The organism is Streptomyces sp. CA-111067, from assembly GCF_050956065.1.
Taxonomy (GTDB): Bacteria; Actinomycetota; Actinomycetes; order Streptomycetales; family Streptomycetaceae; genus Actinacidiphila.
This window is the reverse complement of sequence record NZ_CP192103.1, coordinates 7,683,346-7,702,334: the sequence shown is the minus strand read 5'-3', so window position 1 is coordinate 7,702,334 and position 18,989 is coordinate 7,683,346. Positions and strand designations below refer to the sequence as shown.

At 74.7% G+C, this 18,989-nt stretch carries 17 protein-coding genes; 5 read left to right on the top strand and 12 right to left on the bottom strand.

Annotation, left to right across the window (positions count from 1 at the left end):
- Positions 1-97: 97 nt before the first annotated feature.
- Positions 98-1,252 (bottom strand): glycerate kinase, encoded by a 1,155-nt coding sequence (locus ACQPW6_RS34015; RefSeq protein ID WP_433893560.1) that lies wholly within the window; start codon positions 1,250-1,252, stop codon positions 98-100.
- A 145-nt stretch (positions 1,253-1,397) separates the two neighbouring features.
- Between ACQPW6_RS34015 and ACQPW6_RS34010 the strand changes: the two genes are divergently transcribed.
- A complete protein-coding gene (locus ACQPW6_RS34010) occupies positions 1,398-1,907 on the top strand; it encodes an NUDIX domain-containing protein (protein WP_433893559.1) in 510 nt (169 codons plus the stop codon).
- A 62-nt stretch (positions 1,908-1,969) separates the two neighbouring features.
- On the opposite strand, the gene ACQPW6_RS34005 is transcribed toward ACQPW6_RS34010, so the two are convergent.
- The gene (locus ACQPW6_RS34005) at positions 1,970-2,482 is read right to left on the bottom strand and encodes an NUDIX hydrolase (protein ID WP_433893558.1); all 513 of its coding nucleotides are present in this window, start codon (positions 2,480-2,482) and stop codon (positions 1,970-1,972) included.
- A gap of 3 nt (positions 2,483-2,485) precedes the next feature.
- Positions 2,486-2,953, bottom strand: coding sequence for an SCP2 sterol-binding domain-containing protein (locus tag ACQPW6_RS34000; protein ID WP_433893557.1), 468 nt, complete (start codon positions 2,951-2,953; stop codon positions 2,486-2,488).
- A gap of 233 nt (positions 2,954-3,186) precedes the next feature.
- Here ACQPW6_RS34000 and ACQPW6_RS33995 point away from each other — a divergent pair, with 233 nt between their 5' ends.
- Positions 3,187-3,993, top strand: coding sequence for a nucleotidyltransferase domain-containing protein (locus ACQPW6_RS33995; protein ID WP_433894750.1), 807 nt, complete (start codon positions 3,187-3,189; stop codon positions 3,991-3,993).
- Positions 3,994-4,034: 41 nt separating this feature from the next.
- Here ACQPW6_RS33995 and ACQPW6_RS33990 read toward each other — a convergent pair whose 3' ends face one another.
- Positions 4,035-6,407 carry an FUSC family protein gene (locus tag ACQPW6_RS33990; protein WP_433893556.1) on the bottom strand — a complete coding sequence of 791 codons (2,373 nt, stop codon included), beginning with the start codon at positions 6,405-6,407 and terminating at the stop codon, positions 4,035-4,037.
- A gap of 91 nt (positions 6,408-6,498) precedes the next feature.
- On the opposite strand from ACQPW6_RS33990, the gene ACQPW6_RS33985 reads away from it, so the two are divergent.
- On the top strand, positions 6,499-7,005 hold the full coding sequence (locus ACQPW6_RS33985; protein WP_433893555.1) for a MarR family winged helix-turn-helix transcriptional regulator: 507 nt from the start codon (positions 6,499-6,501) through the stop codon (positions 7,003-7,005).
- A 3-nt stretch (positions 7,006-7,008) separates the two neighbouring features.
- On the opposite strand, the gene ACQPW6_RS33980 is transcribed toward ACQPW6_RS33985, so the two are convergent.
- From ACQPW6_RS33980 to ACQPW6_RS33945, 8 genes are all read right to left on the bottom strand, one after another.
- Complete coding sequence (locus tag ACQPW6_RS33980; protein ID WP_433893554.1) at positions 7,009-8,436, bottom strand: phytoene desaturase family protein; 1,428 nt, start codon at positions 8,434-8,436, stop codon at positions 7,009-7,011.
- A complete protein-coding gene (locus ACQPW6_RS33975) occupies positions 8,433-9,332 on the bottom strand; it encodes an inositol monophosphatase family protein (RefSeq protein ID WP_433893553.1) in 900 nt (299 codons plus the stop codon). Before ACQPW6_RS33975 ends, ACQPW6_RS33980 begins: the two co-directional genes overlap by 4 nt.
- Before the next feature lie 82 nt (positions 9,333-9,414).
- Positions 9,415-10,428, bottom strand: coding sequence for a TIGR03842 family LLM class F420-dependent oxidoreductase (locus tag ACQPW6_RS33970; RefSeq protein WP_433893552.1), 1,014 nt, complete (start codon positions 10,426-10,428; stop codon positions 9,415-9,417).
- 60 nt (positions 10,429-10,488) lie between these two features.
- On the bottom strand, positions 10,489-11,895 hold the full coding sequence (hydA, locus tag ACQPW6_RS33965) for a dihydropyrimidinase (protein WP_433893551.1): 1,407 nt from the start codon (positions 11,893-11,895) through the stop codon (positions 10,489-10,491).
- The gene (locus ACQPW6_RS33960) at positions 11,892-13,277 is read right to left on the bottom strand and encodes an aspartate aminotransferase family protein (RefSeq protein WP_433893550.1); all 1,386 of its coding nucleotides are present in this window, start codon (positions 13,275-13,277) and stop codon (positions 11,892-11,894) included. The genes hydA and ACQPW6_RS33960 overlap by 4 nt, the downstream gene beginning before the upstream one ends.
- Before the next feature lie 3 nt (positions 13,278-13,280).
- Positions 13,281-14,123 (bottom strand): nitrilase-related carbon-nitrogen hydrolase, encoded by an 843-nt coding sequence (locus ACQPW6_RS33955; RefSeq protein ID WP_433893549.1) that lies wholly within the window; start codon positions 14,121-14,123, stop codon positions 13,281-13,283.
- Positions 14,124-14,288: 165 nt separating this feature from the next.
- Positions 14,289-16,109 (bottom strand): hypothetical protein, encoded by a 1,821-nt coding sequence (locus ACQPW6_RS33950; RefSeq protein ID WP_433893548.1) that lies wholly within the window; start codon positions 16,107-16,109, stop codon positions 14,289-14,291.
- A gap of 162 nt (positions 16,110-16,271) precedes the next feature.
- A complete protein-coding gene (locus tag ACQPW6_RS33945) occupies positions 16,272-16,808 on the bottom strand; it encodes a hypothetical protein (RefSeq protein WP_433893547.1) in 537 nt (178 codons plus the stop codon).
- Between the two features lie 182 nt (positions 16,809-16,990).
- Between ACQPW6_RS33945 and ACQPW6_RS33940 the strand changes: the two genes are divergently transcribed.
- On the top strand, positions 16,991-17,422 hold the full coding sequence (locus ACQPW6_RS33940; protein ID WP_433893546.1) for a MarR family winged helix-turn-helix transcriptional regulator: 432 nt from the start codon (positions 16,991-16,993) through the stop codon (positions 17,420-17,422).
- Entirely contained in the window at positions 17,419-18,939 is a 1,521-nt protein-coding gene (locus tag ACQPW6_RS33935; protein WP_433893545.1) for an MFS transporter, read from the top strand. Before ACQPW6_RS33940 ends, ACQPW6_RS33935 begins: the two co-directional genes overlap by 4 nt.
- Positions 18,940-18,989 lie beyond the last annotated feature (50 nt).

The window sequence follows — 18,989 nt, the reverse complement described above, 5'->3', positions numbered from 1 at the left end:
CCCCTCCGCTGACGGAGGGGGCCGGGGCTTTCGCCGAACCAGAGGTCGTCGTTGTCACCTGGCGCAGACAGCCGGGCGACGAACCGGCCGACGGCTGTTACCCCAGGAAGTCGCGGGCCAGGCCCGCGGCCGTGGCCTGGAGCAGCGGGCCCGCCTCGGCCATGCAGCGGGCCGGGTCGGGTTCCAGGTCGGTCAGCGGGTAGGCGCGGCGGATGCCGGCCGCGCCCAGGGCGCCGGGGCCCAGCGCGAGCCGGCCGCAGACGGCGACCACGTCGATGTCGCGGGCCCTGGCGGCCTGGGCGACGCCGACCGGGGCCTTGCCGTGCAGGGTCTGCTCGTCGAGCGAGCCCTCGCCGGTGATGACCAGCCGCACACCGTCCAGCGCGGCGGCGAAGCCGAGCACGTCGAGCATCACCTCGATACCGGGGCGGAAGACCGCGCCGAGCCCGGCCAGCGCCCCGTAGCCGAGGCCGCCCGCCGCTCCGGCGCCAGGAGTCTCCGCGGCGCTCGCGGCCCGCGCGCCGACCGCGGCGGACAGCACCTCCGCGTAGCGCCCGAGTGCCGCGTCCAGCCGCTCCACCTGCGCCGGTGAGGCGCCCTTCTGCGGCCCGTAGACCGCGGCGGCGCCCTTCGGGCCGAGCAGCGGGTTGTCCACGTCGCCCGCCAGCACCACGTCGGTGGCGGCCAGCCGCGGGTCGAGCCCGGACAGGTCCGCCGCGGCCAGGGCGGCAAGGCCGCCGCCGCCGGGACCGACCGGGATGCCGCTCGCGTCCAGCAGCCGGGCGCCCAGCGCGCTGAGCATGCCGGCGCCGCCGTCGTTGGTGGCGCTGCCGCCGACGCCGAGCACGATCGAGCGGGCGCCCGCGTCGAGCGCGGCGAGCAGCAGCTCCCCGGTGCCGTACGTGGTGGCGGTCAGCGGCTCGAAGACGCCGGCCGGCAGGTGCCGCAGGCCGGATGCCTCGGCCATCTCGATCACGGCGGTGCCGTCACGCAGCGCGTACGAGGCCCGCACCGGCTCGCCGATCGGTCCGGTGACGGTCTCCGTCCTGCGCTCGAACCCGGCGGCCACCGCGGCGTCCACGGTGCCGTCGCCGCCGTCGGCGACCGGCAGCGAGGTGACGTCCACGCCGGGCACCACCTCGCGCAGCCCGGCCGTCACCCGCTCGGCCACCTGCACCGCGGTGAGCGATCCCTTGAACTTGTCCGCGGCGACCAGTACGCGCCCCGTCGGTCTTCTTGCAGCGTCGGACACGTAAGTCTCCCCATCCGATACGGAACGTCGCGCCGCTCGGACCCTATCCCGGGCGGCGCCCGCTGCCCATGGGGGCTCCGCTGCGTGACCGGGCGATCACGCGAACGCCGGACCGGGGCGGGCCGCGGGCCCGTAGGTTGGCGGTATGAGCACTGACTTCGCCGCGTACATCGCCGGCCTGCCGAAGATCATCTCCGGCGCCAACACCCTCTTCCGCGCGGCCGACGGCCGGATCCTGATCGTGGAGCCCAACTACCGCGACGACGGCACCTGGACGCTGCCCGGCGGCACCATCGAGTCCGACATCGGCGAGACACCGCGGCAGGCCGCCCGCCGGGAGAGCGCCGAGGAGATCGGCCTCGACATCGCGCCCGGCGTGCTGCTGGCCGTGGACTGGGTGACCGGGCCCGGCCGGCCCGCGCTGCAGAGCTACCTCTACGACGGCGGCGTGCTCACCGAGGAGCAGCTCGCGGCGGTCCGGCTCCAGGAGGAGGAGCTGGACTCCTGGCTGCTGGTGCGCCCGGAGGAGGCCGCGCGCTACCTGTCACCGGGCGCGAACCGCCGGGTGCTGGCCGCGCTCGCGGCGCTCACCGCGGGCACCGGGCCCGCCGAACTGGTCAACGGCAGCCCGGCCGAGTCGGCGCCGGGGGTCTGAGCCGCACCGGAGACGGCCGGCAGCCCGGGGCCGGGCGCACGGGCTCAGGCCCGCGCCCGGGATCAGGCGCGCGGCCCGTTCGGTACGTACCCCAGGTCCGGCGCCGGGTCGCGCGGGCCGTGCTCGCGCAGGTCGGCGAGCAGCGCGGGCAGCGTCGGCGGCCACAGCGCGTCGGTGGTGGCGGCGAGTTCGTCCTGCGGCCACCAGCGGGCGTGCAGGATGCCGTCGGCGGCGTGCGCGGCGGCGAGGTCGCCGGCCAGCGGGCGGCGCGGCGCGTGGGCGACGTAGATGTGCTCGCGCTGCCGCACCGGCACGTCGACCCGGGTGAAGTCGTGCTCCCAGGTGCACAGCAGCGGTCCCGGCTCGATGTCGCTCCAGCCGGTCTCCTCCCGTACCTCCCGGCGTGCGCCGTCCCGGGGCGTCTCGCCGGGGTCGAGGCCGCCGCCCGGCATCGCCCAGTGCCGTCCGACCTCGGGGTTGTCGTAGCGCAGCAGCAGGACCGCCCCGTCCGGCGCGATCACGGCGACCCGGGCCGCCCGCCGGGGCGTCCGGGTGGTGCCCGCGGAGTCCGCCACGGGTCAGGCCTTCGGGATGTCGAAGAGGTACGTGAGGCTGCCGGCCAGTCTGATGTCGCCCTTGGCCTGGAGCTTGCGGGTGAAGAACAGCGTCGGCCCGGACGCGTTGCCCGACACCAGTTTCAGGAACTCCGGGGCGGCCATGGTCAGGCTGAGCTGCGGGGTGCGGTCGGTCCTGCCGTCGGTCACGGTGCAGGTGCCGTTCGCGATGTGCGTCTCGTAGACCTCGCCGCCGTCGGCGCCGTCGGAGATCCGCCACCGGATGACGGCGTCGCGGCTGCCGGCCGCACTCGGCTTGAACAGGGTGTGCATCCGGTGGAACACCTCGTCGAGCACCCGCCCGCGCTGCGGGCCGCCCATCAGTTCGGCGATCCGCCGGGTGGGCATCGCCTTCACGATCCGGGCGAACTCCTTCGGCTCCACCGAGCCGAAGTCGAGGGATTCCAGGTCGAGATCATCGAGCGCCGCCATACCGGGCACGCACCTTTCTGACTCCGCAGTGAACTTACCGGCGAGTAAGAACAGTCGTGAGGATAGTTACGGCGAGCCCTTCCGACAACCCGCCGCCCGCGCCCCGGCCCGATATTCGCGCGCGGACCGCCCGGCCGCCGACGTACGGTCGGGGCATGCCGAACGATCGACGACCCGAGGGACAGCAGGACGCGGGAGGCACCCAGCGGGAGACGGCCGCGCTGGTCGAGGAGATGGCCGGCGCCCTGGTCTACGTGCCGGGGGTGGTCGGCGTCGTGCTCGGCGGCAGCCGGGCCCGCGGCACCCACCGGCCCGACTCGGACTGGGATCTGGGCCTGTACTACCGCGGCGAGCCCGATGTCGCCGCGCTGGCGGCGCTCGCCGAGGACTTCACCGGCGAGCCGGTGCCGGTGGCGGGGCCCGGCGGCTGGGGACCGTGGGTCGACGGCGGCGCCTGGCTGAGGGTGGACGGCACTCCGGTGGACTGGATCCTGCGCGACCTGGACCGGGTCGGCGCGGTCTGGGCGGACTGCCGGCAGGGACGTTACGAGGTCGGCATCCAGCCCGGCCACCCGCTGGGCTTCTGGTCGCCCTGCTATCCGGGCGAGCTGGCGGTCGGACGGCTGCTGTCCGACACCGAGGGCGAGTTGGCCGCCCTCCAGGAGCAGACCAGGACGTACCCGGAGCCGTTGCGGAAGGCACTGGTCGAGGGGGCCTGGGAGGCCGACTTCTCGGTGGCGGCGGCCGCCAAGTCCGCGACCGCCGGCGACACGCTGCATGTGGCGCTGTGCCTTTCCCGGGCGTTCGGCGTGCTGGCCCAGTCGCTGCTGGCCGCCCACCGGGTCTGGTGCCTGAACGAGAAGGGCGCGCTGGCCGCCGCGGCCCGACTCCCCAACGCCCCGCAGGACTTCGCCGCCCGGGTGGACGCGCTGCTCGGCGGCGCCGGCCGCACCCCGGACCAACTGGCCGCCACCGTACGGTCCGCGGCCGGCCTGGTCGCCGAGGTCAGGGCGCGGCTGGCGGACGAGACCCGTACCTGAGCGCGGGCGGCCCGGTGCCGCGCCGCGCGGCCGCCGCCCGGTCAGGACGGCCGGCCCGCGGGGTCCGCGGAACCGCCGCCGGTCGCCAGGTCGCCGGGCAGGGCGTCGGACGGCGCGAGCAAGGAGTCGGAGGGCGAGGGCACCGCGTCCGAGGGCGCGGGCAGCGCGGAGCCCGCGACCAGCAGTGAACCGCCCGGCGTCCGCGCAGCGGGCCCCGCGGCGAGCCCCGGCGGGACCGGCGGCAGCACCGACAGCTCCAGCAGCAGCTGGCGCAGCCGCAGCAGCGGCCGGGTGACCGCGGGCAGCGCGGGACCGGTGTCCCGCAGCCGCCCGGCCCGCATCGCCTCGTCGGCGCCGAGCAGCGCGCGGGCCACCTCGGGCGCCGGCCGGCCCTGCGGCGCGGGGGCCAGTGCGAGCGCGGTGGCCGCGTGCCCGAGCGAGCGGGCCGCCTCGGCCAGGTGCGGTACGGGGTCGGCGTCGGGGAACCGGCGCGGGCCGAGCGCCAGCGCCCGGATCTGCCGGGTGACGCCCGCATGCAGCGCGAGCCGGTGCCTGACCAGCCGGGGGTCGTTGCCCCACACCAGCGGGCGGGTCAACGGGCGGGCGACCAGGGCGAGTTGCTGGAGCCGGTGGTCCACCACCCGGACCAGCGCGTCCAGATCGGGAGCGGGTTCGTCCGAGGTCCGGTCGGCGGAGCCGCGGTCGAGCCGGGTCGCGGTGGCGTGCAGCAGCTCGCCGAGCGCCGCGTAGTAGCGGCTGCGCGCGCTGTTCACGGTGTCGCGGGTGCTGGTGGGCAGCACGAACAGCGCGACCACGATGCCCACCGCCGCGCCGATCGAGGTCTCTTCGAGCCGCAGCATCAGCAACCCGGCGGAGAACTCGTGCAGTTGGCTGTAGAGCTGGCTGACCATGATGGTGACGAAGAAGATCATGGCGGCGTAGGAGACGTTCACCAGGTAGAAGCCGCAGGACATGCTGAGCACGATCACGGCGAGCAGCCAGTAGGTGTGGCCGGCCGTCAGATGGGCCAGGCCGATGCCGACGCCGAGGCCCAGCAGCGTGCCGACCACCCGGTTGGTGGCCTTGATGAAGGTCTCCGAGCGGGTGGCGGTGCCGGAGAACGCGATGAAGGTCGCGATCACCGCCCAGTAGTAGCGGGCCTGGGACAGCTCGCGGCCGATCAGAATGGCCAGTGTGCCGGCCACCGCGACCTGTATGGCCTGCCGGCTGGTGAGCGACAGGCCGCTGAGCCGCTTCCAGCCGCCCCGCGCCGGGACGTCCACGGCGACCGCGGCCGAGCCCGGCAGCCCGCCCATCGCCAGCGCCACCGCGGGCGCGAAGACCTCCTCGCCGTCCTCGCTGTCGTCGGGCTCGCCGAGCTGCCTGACCAGGGCGGTGAACTCCCAGGCGGCGGTGGCCAGATGGTAGGCGAAGCAGTCGGCGCCGCGGTCGGGTCCCGGCGGGTCGGACTCGGCACGGGCCAGCAGGGCGCGGGCGCTGCGCTCGGCTGCCTGGTAGTCGCGGCGGGCCAGGTGGCCGGATATCCGGGCGGCGTCGGCGGCGTACCGGCCGCCGCTGCCGGCCAGCGAGTCGGCGGCGGTGGCCAGCGCGTCTATCGCCAGGTGGGTGTCCAGGGTGCGGCGGCGCACCGCGGCGGCCGACCAGCCGGGCGGCAGCGCGCCGGGTGTGGCCGACCAGCCCTCTATCACCAGGGCGGTCTCGGCCAGCCTGAGCTGCCGGGAGTGCAGGGCGCGGCGCAGCCGGGCCAGCCGCCGCAGGTCGCCGTCGTCGGTCTCCAGCAGATCGGCGCAGACCCGGGCGACCGCCCGGGCCCTGGCGCCGTAGGCGCGGCGGACCCGGGCCAGGGTGCGGCGCGGGTGGGTGCGCAGCACCGTGGCGGTCAGCAGCAGCACCCAGACGGTGCCGATGGCGACGGCCAGCAGCAGGTCGGGGAGCTGGGAGAAGGTGGCGTTCAGGAAGGCGGCGAAGAAGTAGCCCATCCAGATCATGAAGCCGTAGAAGAAGTACGGCAGTCCGAAGCGCCGGATGAAGACCGCGACGAACATGACGGCGACGAACATGCCGAGCATCAGGTCGGTGTGGCCGGCCACCCCGACGCCGACGAGCATGCCGGCGCCGATGGCGAACGGGAAGAAGACGCCGGTGCGGATCTTCGGCCACACCTGGTGGCCGTCCAGGGCCATCGAGCCCATCATGGCGATCATCGTGCCGAGCAGCATCGCGATCAGCGTGCCCTGCTGGTCGAGTCCTCTGATCCGGCCGTAGCCGTACTCGATGGCGAGCGTGGTGCTCATCGCCACCGCCGCGCCCAGGGCCATCCGCAGCCGGCGGAGACCGGGGTCGGAGCCGATCACCCGGTCGTACGCCTCGCGAAGTCGGCCGCTCGCCGCCATACCCACCCATACCCCTTGACCGGCCGCCGGTCCGGCCTGCTCGTCGGGAAACACCGGTATAATGCCGATATTAGCATGCACGATACCGGTATTGGAGTCGGTTGTGGACGGTGAGGCCGGGGCGCTCGACGTGATCGAGCATCAGGCGGCGGTACTGGTGAGGCATTTCGAGCTGCTCTCCCGGCGTACGGACATGCACGACGGGCTCGACCGGGCGGAGTACCTGCTGCTGCGCACGCTCGCGGTCAGCGGGCCGCAGGACATCAACACGCTGGCCTGCGCGCTGGGGCTCGATCCGTCGACCGCGGGCCGCCAGGTGGCCGCGCTCCAGGCCGAGGGCCTGGTGGCCAGGGCCCCCGCGGCCTCCGACCGCCGGCGCAGCATCGTCACGCCGACCGAGGAGGGCCTGCGCCGGATGGCGGCGGTCCGGGAGCGCCGCACGGAGCGGACCGCGGCGCTGCTGGCGGACTGGTCGGAGGACGACCTGCGCACCCTCGGGGTGATGTTCACCAAGTACAACGCGACGGTGGCCGAGCACTTCCTGACCGGTGCGCCCAGGGAGCCCGCCGTGGCCGGCGGCGCGCCGCGGGGGGTGTGACCCTCAGCGGCGGGCGGCGCGCAGGTGCCGCAGCACGGCCTTCGCCGCGTAATGGCCGCTCATGCCGTGCACTCCGGGCCCCGGCGGCGTCGCCGAGGAGCAGATGAAGACGCCGGGGCGGCGGGTGGCGTAGGGGATGGCGGCCACCCGGGGGCGCATCACAGCCTGGAGGCCCGCCACCGCGCCGCAGGCGATGTCGCCGCCGATGTAGTTCGCGTTCCTGGTGGCGAGTTCGGCCGGGCCCGCGACGGCGCGGGCCAGCACCAGGTCGCGGAAGCCGGGCGCGAACCGTTCGATCTGCCGCTCCACGGCGTCCGTGGCGTCCCCGTGCCAGCCGTGCGGCACATGGCCGTAGGCCCAGAGCACGTGCTTGCCGGCCGGCGCCCTGCTGGGATCGACCACGGTCGGCTGCGAGGTGATCAGGAACGGGGTCTGCGGCGGCCGGCCGGTCACCGCGCGGGTCAGCGCGTCACCGATCTCGGTGTACGTCGGCCCGATGTGCACGGTGCCGGCCCGCCGGGCCACCTCCGCGCGCCACGGCACCGGGCCGTCCAGCGCGTAGTCGATCTTGAAGACGGACGGCCCGTAGCGGTAGCCGCGGTAGGCGTCGCCCAGCGAGGCGATCCGGGCCAGCGCCGTCGGCGAGGTGTCGAAGACATACGCCCTGGCCGGCGGCAGCTCGTCGAGCTTGCGGACGGTGACCCCGGTGTTCACCACCCCGCCGAGCTCGGCCAGATACCCGGCGAGCGCGTCGGAGATCGCCTGCGAGCCGCCGCGCGCCACCGGCCAGCCCCGCTCGTGCGCGGCCAGTGCGAACAGCAGCGCCATGCCCCCGGTGAAGGGCTGGCTCAGCCGGGTGATCGCGTGCGCGGCGAGCCCGGCGAGCATCCCTCTGGCCTTGGGGTCGCGGAACCGCTGGGCCAGCACCGCGAGCGGCAGCGCGCCGCTGAGCCCGAAGCGCACGAAGCGGTACGGGTCCTTGGGCAGCCCGGCCCACTGCGGGCGCAGGTAGTCGGCGGCCATGGTCTCCCAGTGGCCGGTGTACGGCGACATCAGCTTGCGGTAGGTGACCGCGTCCCGCGGCCCGAGCGAGGCCGCGGTCTGCCCGACCGTGCGGCCGAGCACCGCCGCCGTGCCGTCGGGGAACGGGTGCGCGAGCGGCACCTCCGGTTGCAGCCACTCCAGGCCGTGTTCCGCCAGCGGCATCGAGGCGAAGGCGGGCGAGCCGATGCCGAACGGGTGCACGGCCGAGCACGGGTCGTGCCGGAAGCCGGGCAGTGTCAGCTCCTCGGTGCGGGCCCCGCCGCCCACGGTGTCCCTGGCCTCGTAGACCTGGACGGACAGGCCCGCGCGGGCCAGTTCGACGGCCGCGGTCAGCCCGTTGGGCCCTGCGCCCACCACGACCGCGTCGGCGACCACCGCCCGCCTCATCGCCGTACCGCCGCGGGCTCCGGCACCGTCCAGTCCTGGTCCCGCGCCATCAGGCCGATGATCCGCCGGGCGGTGTCCTCGTCGCGGGCCGCGGTGAACGGCAGCGCGTTGCCGCCGGTCAGCCGGAACGGTTCGCCGGACGCCGTCAGGCTCGTCCCGCCGGCCTCGGCGATCAGCAGCAGGCCGGCCGCGTGGTCCCAGGGCGCCTCCCAGAAGAACGCCACCCCGTCGGCCAGGCCCCTGGCCACCTCCAGGTGGACCAGGCCGGCGCTGGTGCGGCACGGCCTGGTCTCGGCGCCGGCGGCGGCCAGCCGGTCGAGCACCGCGCGCTCCTCCTCGTTGCGGTAGACCGGGTTGGAGGTCCACACCCGCAGCCGGTCGCGGTCGGCCGCCGTGTGCAGCCGCCTGCCGTCGAGGTAGGCGCCCTGCCCGCGGCGGGCGGTGGCGAACAGGCCGAGCCGGGGCGCGTACGTCCAGCTGGCCAGCGGCAGCCCGCCGCGTACCAGGGTGACCAGGGTGGAGAAGCCGTCGTCGCCGCGGACGAAGGCCGCGGTGCCGTCGACCGGGTCGATCACCCACACCGGGTCGTCGCCGCGCAGCAGGTCAAGGCGCCCGGGGTCGGCGCTGACCGCCTCCTCGCCGACCACCACCGAGCCCGGCACGAGGGCCGCGAGCCGCTCGGTCAGCAGCTCCTCGGCCCGCCGGTCGGCGGTGGTGACCAGGTCGTAGGGGCCGGACTTGTGAGCGATGTCGGAGTCGGACAGATGCCGCCAGCGCGGTACGACCTCGGCGGCCACGACCGCCCTGATGGTGTCCTCGACCGCGGCGACCAGCGCGTCCGTGACGCCCGCCGCCTCCGCCGTGCTCCCGGTGCCCGAACCGACCTCGTTGCCCATACCGCCATCCAATCAGACCGCGGCACCGGGCCGCCGCCGACCGCAGGGGAGTTCAGCGCGCCGACCGCGGCCCGCGCGGAATTCAGCGCATCGCCGGGATGATGTGCTCGCCGTACGCGTCGATCGTCTCCTCCTTCGCGTCGTGCATGTCGTAGACCGCGAACTGGTCCACGCCCAGGTCGCGCAGCGCCTCCAGCTTGGCCAGGTGCGCCTGCGGCGGGCCGATCAGGCAGAAACGGTCCACGATGTCGTCGGGGACGAAGGCGGTGTCCGGATTGCCGGAGCGGCCGTGGTGTGCGTAGTCGTAGCCCTGCCGCCGGCTGATGTAGTCGGTCAGCTCCCCGGGGACCATCCCGGAGTGCTCGCCGTACCGGCCGACCAGGTCGGCCACGTGGTTGCCGACCATGCCGCCGAACCAGCGGCACTGCTCGCGGGCGTGCGCCAGGGCCTGCGGGGAGTCGTCCCGCGTGACGTACGCGGGCGCGGCGACGCAGACGGTGACCGAGGCCGGGTCGCGGCCGGCCTTCTCCGCGGCGTCCCTGACCGCCTTGACCATCCACTCGGTCAGGTAGACGTCGGCGAGCTGGAGGATGAAGCCGTCGGCCAGCTCGCCGGCCATCGCGAGCGCCTTGGGCCCGTACGCGGCCATCCACACCGGCAGCCGGCCGTCCTCGACCCAGGGCAGCCGCAGCGCGGTGCCGTCCACGCTCGCCTCCCGGCCCTCGGCGAGGTCGCGGATGACGGTGATCGCCTCGCCCAGCCTGGCCAGGGTGTTGGGCGGCCGGCCGGCCACCCGCATCGCGGAGTCGCCGCGCCCGATGCCGCAGACCGTGCGGTTGCCGTACATCGAGTTGAGGGTGGCGAAGGTGGAGGCGGTCACCTCCCAGGTGCGGGTGCCCGGGTTGGTGACCATGGTGCCGACGGTCAGGTTCTCGGTGTGGTCCAGGATCCGGCTGTGGATGACGAACGGCTCCTGCCACAGCACGGCGGAGTCGAAGGTCCAGCCGTGGCTGAAGCCGCCGCGCTCGGCGCGGCGCATCAGGGCGACGACGTCCGAGGCGGGCGGGTCGGTCTGCAGGACGAGGCCGAAGTCCATGGCGCGCTCCTTCAGTCGGGTTCAGTCGGGTTCAGTCGGGGTCACCGCGGTCGGTCGGATTCAGTCGAGGTACTGGCAGGTGCCGCGGGGCGTGTACTGGCCGTGCCCGGCCCGGCCGACGTAGGTACGGCCGTCGATCACCGGCACGCCGCGGGACAGCACGGTCTCCACCCGGCCGGTGATCCGCCGGCCCTCGTACGCGGAGTAGTCCACGTTCATGTGGTGGGTCTGGCTGGAGATCACCTGCTCGGCGTGCGGGTCGTAGATCACCACGTCGGCGTCCGCGCCGGGCGCCAGGGTGCCCTTGCGCGGGTAGAGGCCGAACATCCGGGCCGGCGCGGCGCAGGCGATGTCGATCCAGCGGCGGCGGCTGATGTGCCCGTCGACCACGGCCTGGTGCAGCAGGTCCATCCGGTTCTCCACGCCCGGCAGCCCGTTGGGGATCTTGGAGAAGTCGCCGCGGCCCATCTCCTTCTGCCCGCTGAAGCAGAACGGGCAGTGGTCGGTCGAGACCACCTGGAGGTCGTCGGTGCGCAGGCCCTGCCACAGTGCGGCCTGGTGCTCGCGCGGCCGAAGCGGCGTGCTGCACACGTACTTGGCGCCCTCGAAGTCCGGCTCCGCGAGGTTGTCGGTCGACAGGAACAGGTACTGCGGGCAGGTCTCGCCGAACACCGGCAGGCCCATGTCCCGGGCGGCGGCCAGCTCGGCGACCGCCTGCTGCGCGGAGACGTGCACGATGTACAGCGGGGCGCCGGCCACCCGGGCCAGCTGGATCGCCCGGTGGGTCGCCTCGGCCTCCAGCAGGGCCTTGCGCACCTCGCCGTGGTAGCGCGGGTCGGTGCGGCCTGCCTCCAGCGCCTGCTGCACCAGGACGTCGATCGCGATGCCGTTCTCGGCGTGCATCATGATCAGCCCGCCGTTGCTCTCGGCGCGCTGCATGGCCCGCAGGATCTGCCCGTCGTCGCTGTAGAAGACACCCGGGTAGGCCATGAACATCTTGAAGCTGGTCACACCCTCCTCGACCAGGATGTCCATCTCCTTGAGCGAGTGCTCGTCGACATCGGAGACGATCATGTGGAAGCCGTAGTCGATGGCGCACTGGGCGTCGGCCTTGGCGTGCCAGGCGTCCAGCCCGGCGCGCAGCGAGCGGCCGACGGACTGGATCGCGAAGTCCACGATGGTGGTGGTGCCGCCCCAGGCGGCGGCCCTGGTGCCGGTCTCGAAGGTGTCGGACGCGGTGGTGCCGCCGAACGGCATCTCCATGTGGGTGTGCCCGTCCACCCCGCCCGGGATGACGTACTTGCCGGTGGCGTCGATGACCTGGGCGTCGTCCCAGGCGCGGGCGGCCGAGGAGTCGTGGGCGGCGACGGCGGCGATCCTGCCGTCCTCGATGAGCAGGTCGGCGTGGATCTCGTCGCTCGCGGTGATGACGAGGCCGCCGCGCACGACGGTGCGGTTCGCGGTCACTGCGCCGCGCCCCCTTCCAGTTCTGACTGGGCGTGTTTCAGGGCCGCTTCCAGGACGGCGGCGCCCTCCTCGGCCTCGGCGGCGGTCAGCGACAGCGGCGGGGCGATCCGCAGCGCGTTGCCCGCCCTGCCGCCCTTGCCGATCAGCAGGCCGCGCTCCCTGGCCGCTTCGAGCACCAGGCCGGCCGCGGCGGCGGACGGGGTGTCGGTGCCAGGCTCGACCAGTTCGACGCCGAGCATCAGGCCGCGGCCGCGCACCTCGCGCACGATGCCCAGCCCGGCGCCGATCGATGCCAGCCGGGACCTGAGCAGGCCGCCGACCTCGCGGGCGTTGCCCTGGAGGTCGTGGTCGAGCAGGTGGCGGAGGTTGGCCAGCGCGCCGGCGGCGGTGACCGGGCTGCCGCCGAAGGTGGAGATGGAGTTGCCTGACAGGCAGTTCATCACCTCGGCCCTGGCCACCACGCCGCCCATGGACAGGCCGTTGCCGATGCCCTTGGCGAAGGTGAGGATGTCCGGCGGCCCGGCCTCCTGGTGCGCCTGCCAGCCCCAGAAGTTGTCGCCGGTACGGCCCCAGCCGGTCTGCACCTCGTCGCTGATCCACAGGATGCCGTGCCGGTCGAGCACCCGCTTGAACGCGGCGAGCAGCCCGTCGGGGCCCGAGGTGAACCCGCCGACGCCCTGCACCGGTTCGGCGATCAGCGCGGCGACGCTGCCGCCGACCTGGCCGAGCACGTCCTCCAGGTCGGCCACGCAGGCCGCGGTGAACTCGGCGTCGCTCAGGTGCGCGTAGGGGCCGCGGGTGCGGACGCCGCCGTGCACGTACAGGGTCTGGAGCGGGGACAGGCTGGTCGGCGACCAGGCGCTGTTGCCGGTGATGCCGATCGCGGTGAAGGACCGGCCGTGGTAGCTGTTGCGCAGCGCCAGCACCTGGTTGGAACTGCGGTAGGCGGTGGCCAGCAGCAGCGCGGTGTCGTTGGCCTCGGTGCCCGAGGTGGTGAAGAACACCCGGGCGTCCGGGATGCCGGACAGCGCGGCGATCCGCTCCGCGAGCTCGACCGCGTGCCGGCTGAGGTAGAGCGTCGAGGAGTGCAGCAGCTTCCCGGCCTGCTCGGCGACGGCCCGCTGCACCTCGGGCAGCGCGTGGGCGGTCATGGTGGTGAGGATGCCGCCGAAGAAGTCCAGGTAGCGGTTGCCCTCGGCGTCCCAGACGTGCCGGCCCTCGCCGTGCGTCAGCTCGATCGGCCGCGCGTAGTAGGTGGCGAGCCAGTCGGGCAGGACGGCCAGGTGTCGGGCGTGCAGGTCGGCGTGCGGGCTCGCGGGCGCGGTGCCGGGCGCTGTGTTGGGTTCGGTGTCGCGGGTGGTGCCGGGTGCGGTGTCGGCCATGGCTCACGCCTCCGTCAGGTCGCCGTAGGCGTCGGGGCGGCGGTCGCGGTAGAACGCCCAGGTGTTGCGGACCTCGTCGATCAGGTCGAAGTCGAGGTCGCGGACCAGCAGCTCCTCCTTGGTGTCGGAGGCGGTGCCGTCCACGAACTGGCCGCGCGGGTCCACGAAGTAGCTGGTGCCGTAGAAGTCGTTGTCGCCGTACTCCTCGCGGCCGACGCGGTTGATGGCCGCGATGAAGTACTCGTTGGCGACGGCGGCGGCCGGCTGCTCCAGCTGCCACAGGTACGCCGACAGGCCGCGGCTGGTGGCCGACGGGTTGTAGACGAGCTGCGCGCCGGCCAGGCCCAGGGCGCGCCAGCCCTCGGGGAAGTGCCGGTCGTAGCAGATGTAGACGCCGATCCGGCCGACGGCGGTGTCGAAGACCGGCCAGCCGAGGTTGCCGGGCTTGAAGTAGTACTTCTCCCAGAAGCCGGTGACCTGCGGGATGTGGTGCTTGCGGTACTTGCCGAGGAAGGTGCCGTCGGCGTCGATCACGGCGGCGGTGTTGTAGTAGACGCCGGGCTGCTCGACCTCGAACACGGGGACGACCACCACCATGCCGGTCTCCCTGGCCAGCGCCTGCATCCGCTGGACGGTGGGGCCGTCGGGCACGGGTTCCGCCCAGCGGTAGTGCTCGGCCTCCTGCACCTGGCAGAAGTAGGGGGCGTTGAACACCTCCTGGAAGCCGATCACCTTCGCGCCCTGGGCGGCGGCGGCGCGGGCGTGTTCCTCGTGTTTGGCGATCATCGTCTCGGTGTCACCGGTCCAGGTGGCCTGGACCAGTGCGGCACGCACGACATTGCTCATGAGCAGCTCCTCAGACGTGGCGGCACGTCGGTTCTACGCACGTAGATCCCAGTCGTGGGGATGAACGTAGAAGCGTATTGGCCACTGTGGCAAGACCGCCGCCGTTACCGCGCCAAGACGTTTCGGTTTCCGGTCGGCGCGACCCGTTCGGCGGTCAGCGGGGGTTCAGCGGTCGGGCAGGCCGGCCCGGCGCAGGGCCGCGACGATGTCGCGGCGGCGGGAGGTGGAGACGGCCTCGGCCGCGGCGAGCAGCGGTGCGGTGAGGGCGGGGCCGGCCGCGGCGACGGCGGCGGCGTCCTCGGGGGGACGGGCCCGGGCGAGCGTGCTCAGCAGTTCGGCGGCCTCGGTGGCGGCCAGCGCGGTGGCGGTCTCCGCGATGTCCGCCGGGGGGCGGGCGGCGGCCTGGTGCAGCAGCGTGCGGCAGTCGCCGGCGCGGCCTCCCGCGGCGAGGGCGGAGGCCGCGGCGGCCAGCGGGGCGGGCGGCAGCGCGGCCACCTCCCAGAGCAGCGTGGGCACGTCCGCCCCCAGCCCGCTGCGCTCCAGCTCCCGGAGCAGATACGGCAACCGCCCCGCGGGCCCGACCGCGGCCCCGCACAGCGCGACGTATGCGGCCCCGCCGGCCCCGCCCCGCCGCAACTCCCCGAGCCGCGCGACCTCCCCGCGAGCCTCGGCCCCCCACCGCGCTTCTCCCGCGTCCGCGGTGCTCGCGTCATCGTGGCTCGGGGCGGCAGCCCCGGCGAACCGTGCGCCCCGGAGAGGCGGTGCGGCCTCGGCTCGGGGAGCACCCCTGCGCCCGTCGGACGCGGGCGCGCCGGCAAACCGCGCACCACGCGGACTGGGCACGGCCTCCTCGGCCGCCGCACTGCGGAACCGCGCACCCCGCGGAGGCGCGACCTCGGCCTCGGAGACGGGCGCCCCGGCGAATCGGGCGCCACGGGGGCGTGGCGCTGCCTCGGGTATCGACGCGCCGGACGGGCCGGACGCAGCATCGGAAACGGGCGCACCGGCGAACCGCGCGCCGCGGGGACTGGGCGTCGCCTCGGGCGCCGCCGCGTCGGCAAACCGCGCGCCGCGCGGGCGGGTCGGCTCGGCATCGGGAGCGCCTGAGTGCCGCGCGCCACGCCGCAGCCGTTCGGACGTGTCGGCTGCACGCGCGCCGCGGGGCGTGGGGGTGTCGTCGGTCGCCCGCGAGCCCCAGGACGTCTCTCGGGCGGGGCGCCCGGTCCCCTCGGCCGGATGGCCGGCGCTCTCCGACGCGCCATCGTCCGACGCCCACCCGCCCTGCGTGGACCCCGTGCCGGCGCCGTCCCGCTCGGCATGCCACGACCGCCGCTGCCCGGCACGGGCGGACTCGCCGCCGTCCGCGACCCACCCGTCCTGTGCGGACCCCGTACCGCCGCCGTCCGCGACCCACCCGCCCCGGCCAGGCTCCTCCCCCGGGGTCCGTTCGCGCCATGGCGCGGCTCGTTCCGGGGACGGGAAAGCCGCGAGACGGGTGAGGAGTTCGGCGTGGCGGGATTCGGCGCGTTCGCGGTCGTCGCGGGACCAGGCCAGGAGGTTGGTCAGGCGGGTGGTGGCGGACGGGGTCGGCGGGTTGGCGGAGGTGCGGGCCAGGGCGTGGGCCGCCTCGCGTTCGCGGTGCAGGGCCACTTCGCGGGCGCGGGCGGCGGCGGTCAGGCGGGCGCGCAGGGCGGATTCGGCACCGGGGGACGCGTCCTGGGCGGCGACGGCCGCCTGGTGCAGGGCGCGGGCGCGGGACGCCTCCGACTCGTCGAGGGCGGCGCCGCGCGCGGCGGCGAGGTCGTAGAGCAGGGCGCCGACGACGTCCCACGGCGGCACGTCCGCGCCGCTCTCGTAGGCGCGCGCCGCCCCCGGATCCCGTTCGGAGAACACCCCGTACCAGCCGGGCCGCTCCCCCAGCGCCGCCACCACCGACCGGAACCAGTACGTGAACTCCCTTGCCGCCAGGCCCGGTTCCGTGGTCACCACGCCCTCCCGCTCCGCTTCCGGTACGTCCGGCATTGCACACCCGGCGTGTTACGGAGCCGCTACGGCGAGTTTTCATCCGTGCGCGAGCTGCGGCGGCGCGCCGCGCGCACCCGGTGTGGGGCGCGCGCGGCGCGGTGGTGCCGCGTGACCGGCCGGCCGCTACTTGACCAGGCGAAACACGTGCACCCACGTACTGCCGTCGAGCGCGTCCGTCGTCGTCGCCGTGCCCTTGGGACAGGTGATCGTGTCCTGCACGTTGGGCTTGCCGCTCGGATCCACCGTGCAGGCCGTGTTGTCCTCGTAGAACGCGATCATCGAGGCGTCCGCCGCGGGCTCGCCGGTCTGGTCGAGCGCCACCACGTCGGCCACGGTGGACGACTGGAGGCCGCGGTCGAAGACCGGGGCCTGGCCCGGCAGGTGCGGCAGCGGAATCCTGGTCTGGTCCCAGGTACCGCCGCCGCCACCCGAGCCGGAGCCGCCGCCACCGCCGTGGCTCCCGGCCACCGCGTGGCCGCCGGCCGTCGCCGCGGGGCTCGCGGCCGAGGCCGTGCCGATGCCGATCAGCGAGAGGCCGGCGATGGCGACGATGGCCGCCGCGATGCCGGCGGGTATCCGGCGGACGACGCGCTGCTCGGAGGCGGGAGCGGAAACGCCCGCGGAGACCGCGGATTCGTGGGGGTTGCGCTGTGTGTACAAGTCGATCTCCTTGATCGGTCGTACCCGAGGCCGGACCCGGCACAGGGGCTCGTGCAAGAAGTCGCTGATGCATACGGCGCCTGGCCGAAAACGGTTCAAGCGCCGTCGGGGTTTTCTGCGCCCGCGCCGATATAGACAGGCAAACTTGCAAGTTTACCTGTCATGGTCCTACGCTCGGACGCATGACAGAAGCACCGCACGCCCGCACCGCGGACGAGCTGACGACCGTGATCGCCCAGCTCTCCCGCCGGCTGCGCGCGGTCGCCGCCGAGGGCGCCCTGACCCCCTCGCAGGTGTCGGTGATGGCCCGGATCCGCCGGCACGGCCCGGCCACCACCGCCGCGCTGGCCCGCGGCGAGTTCGTCAGGCCGCAGTCGATGCGTACGACGCTGGGCGCGCTGGAGGAACGCGGTCTGGTGGCCCGCGCCGCCGACCCCACCGACGGCCGCCAGGTGGTCTTCTCGCTCACGCCGGCCGGCGCCGCGCTCTACGGCTCCGGCCGGCAGGCCCGCCGCAGCTGGCTGGCCGACGCGATCGACACCCGGCTCGACCCGGCGGAGCAGCGCGCGCTGGCCGAGATCGTCCCGGTGCTCCAGCGCCTGGTGCAGTCGTGAGCGGTACGCCTCCGGCCCCGGCCGCGGGCGTCCGGAAAGGCGCCCAGAAAGGCGTCGGGGAAGTCCTCGGGGAAGGCGCCCACGAAGGCGTCCACGAGGGAGCGGCCGGCCGCGCCTTCGGGCCGCGGCTGATCACCCCGCTGATGCTCGGCTCGCTGCTCAACCCGATCAACTCCACGATGATCTCCACCGCCCTGGTGGCGATCGGCCACAGCTTCCACGCCGGGGCCGCCGACACCGCGTGGCTGGTGTCGAGCCTGTATCTGGCGAGCGCGATAGCCCAGCCGACGATGGGCAGGCTGGCCGACCGGCTCGGGCCGCGCCGGGTGTTCCTGACCGGCCTGCTCGTGGTGGGCGCGGCCGGCGCGGTGGGCACGCTCGCGCCCTCGCTCGGCTGGCTGATCTGCTCCCGGGTGCTGCTCGGCATCGGCACCTCCGCCGCCTACCCGGCGGCGATGGCGCTGCTGCGCGCGCACTCACAGCGGCTGGGGGTGCCGACGCCCCGGCCGGTGCTCGGCCTGCTGTCGCTGGCCGGACTGTCCAGCGCGGCGGTCGGCCCGGTGCTCGGCGGGGTGCTCGCGGCCACCCTCGGCTGGCGCGCGGTCTTCGCGGTGAACATCCCGCTGGCCCTGCTCGGCTTCCTGCTGGCCGCGCTGTGGCTGCCGCGCACCGGCCCCGCGCCGAGCCCCGCGACGGCGAGCGGGCCGGCAAAGACCGACGCCCAGGCCCAGGCCGGCGCCGGCCACGGCCGGAAGCCGCCGGAATCCCTCGACCCGTTCGGCATCCTGCTCTTCGGCGCGCTGCTCACCACCCTGATGCTCTTCCTGATGCGGCTCGGCCACCCGTCCTGGTACCTGCTCGCGGTCGCCGCCCTGCTGGCGGCCGGACTGGCCGGCTGGGAGCTGCGCCGCCGGGCCCCGTTCATCGACCTGCGGATGCTGGCCCGCAACAAGCCGCTGTCGCTGACGTACCTGCGGCACGGCCTGACGTACCTGGTCATCTACTGCGTGATGTACGGCTACGCGCAGTGGCTGGAGGAGGCGCACGGCTTCTCGTCCTCGACGGCCGGGCTGCTGATGCTGCCCATGTCGGTCGCGGCGATGGCCACCTCGCTGCTCGGCGCCCGCACCAAGGGCATCCGGGCGCCGCTCACGATGGCCGCCGTGCTGCTCGGTGTGGGCAGCGTGATGCTGCTCGGCGCCGGGCACACCTCGCCCGCGCTGCTGCTGGCGGCCGGCGGCGCGCTGTTCGGCCTGCCGCAGGGGCTGGCCTCGACCGGCAACCAGGCCGCCGTCTACGCGCAGGCGCCGCCCGGTGAGACGGGTTCCGCGGCCGGCCTGCAACGCACCGCGCAGTACCTCGGGGCGATCACCGCGGCGAGCCTGATCGGCCTGTTCTACGGGCAGCGGGCGACCGACGCGGGCCTGCACGACATGGCACTGACGGCCGCCGTCCTGAGCGTGGCCGTCCTGCTGCTCACCCTCCTGGACCGCTCGCTGCGGAGCCGCCGCGGATGACCGGACAAGCAGCCCGGCGGGCGCCCCCGTCCCGCCGGGCGCAGCACCAG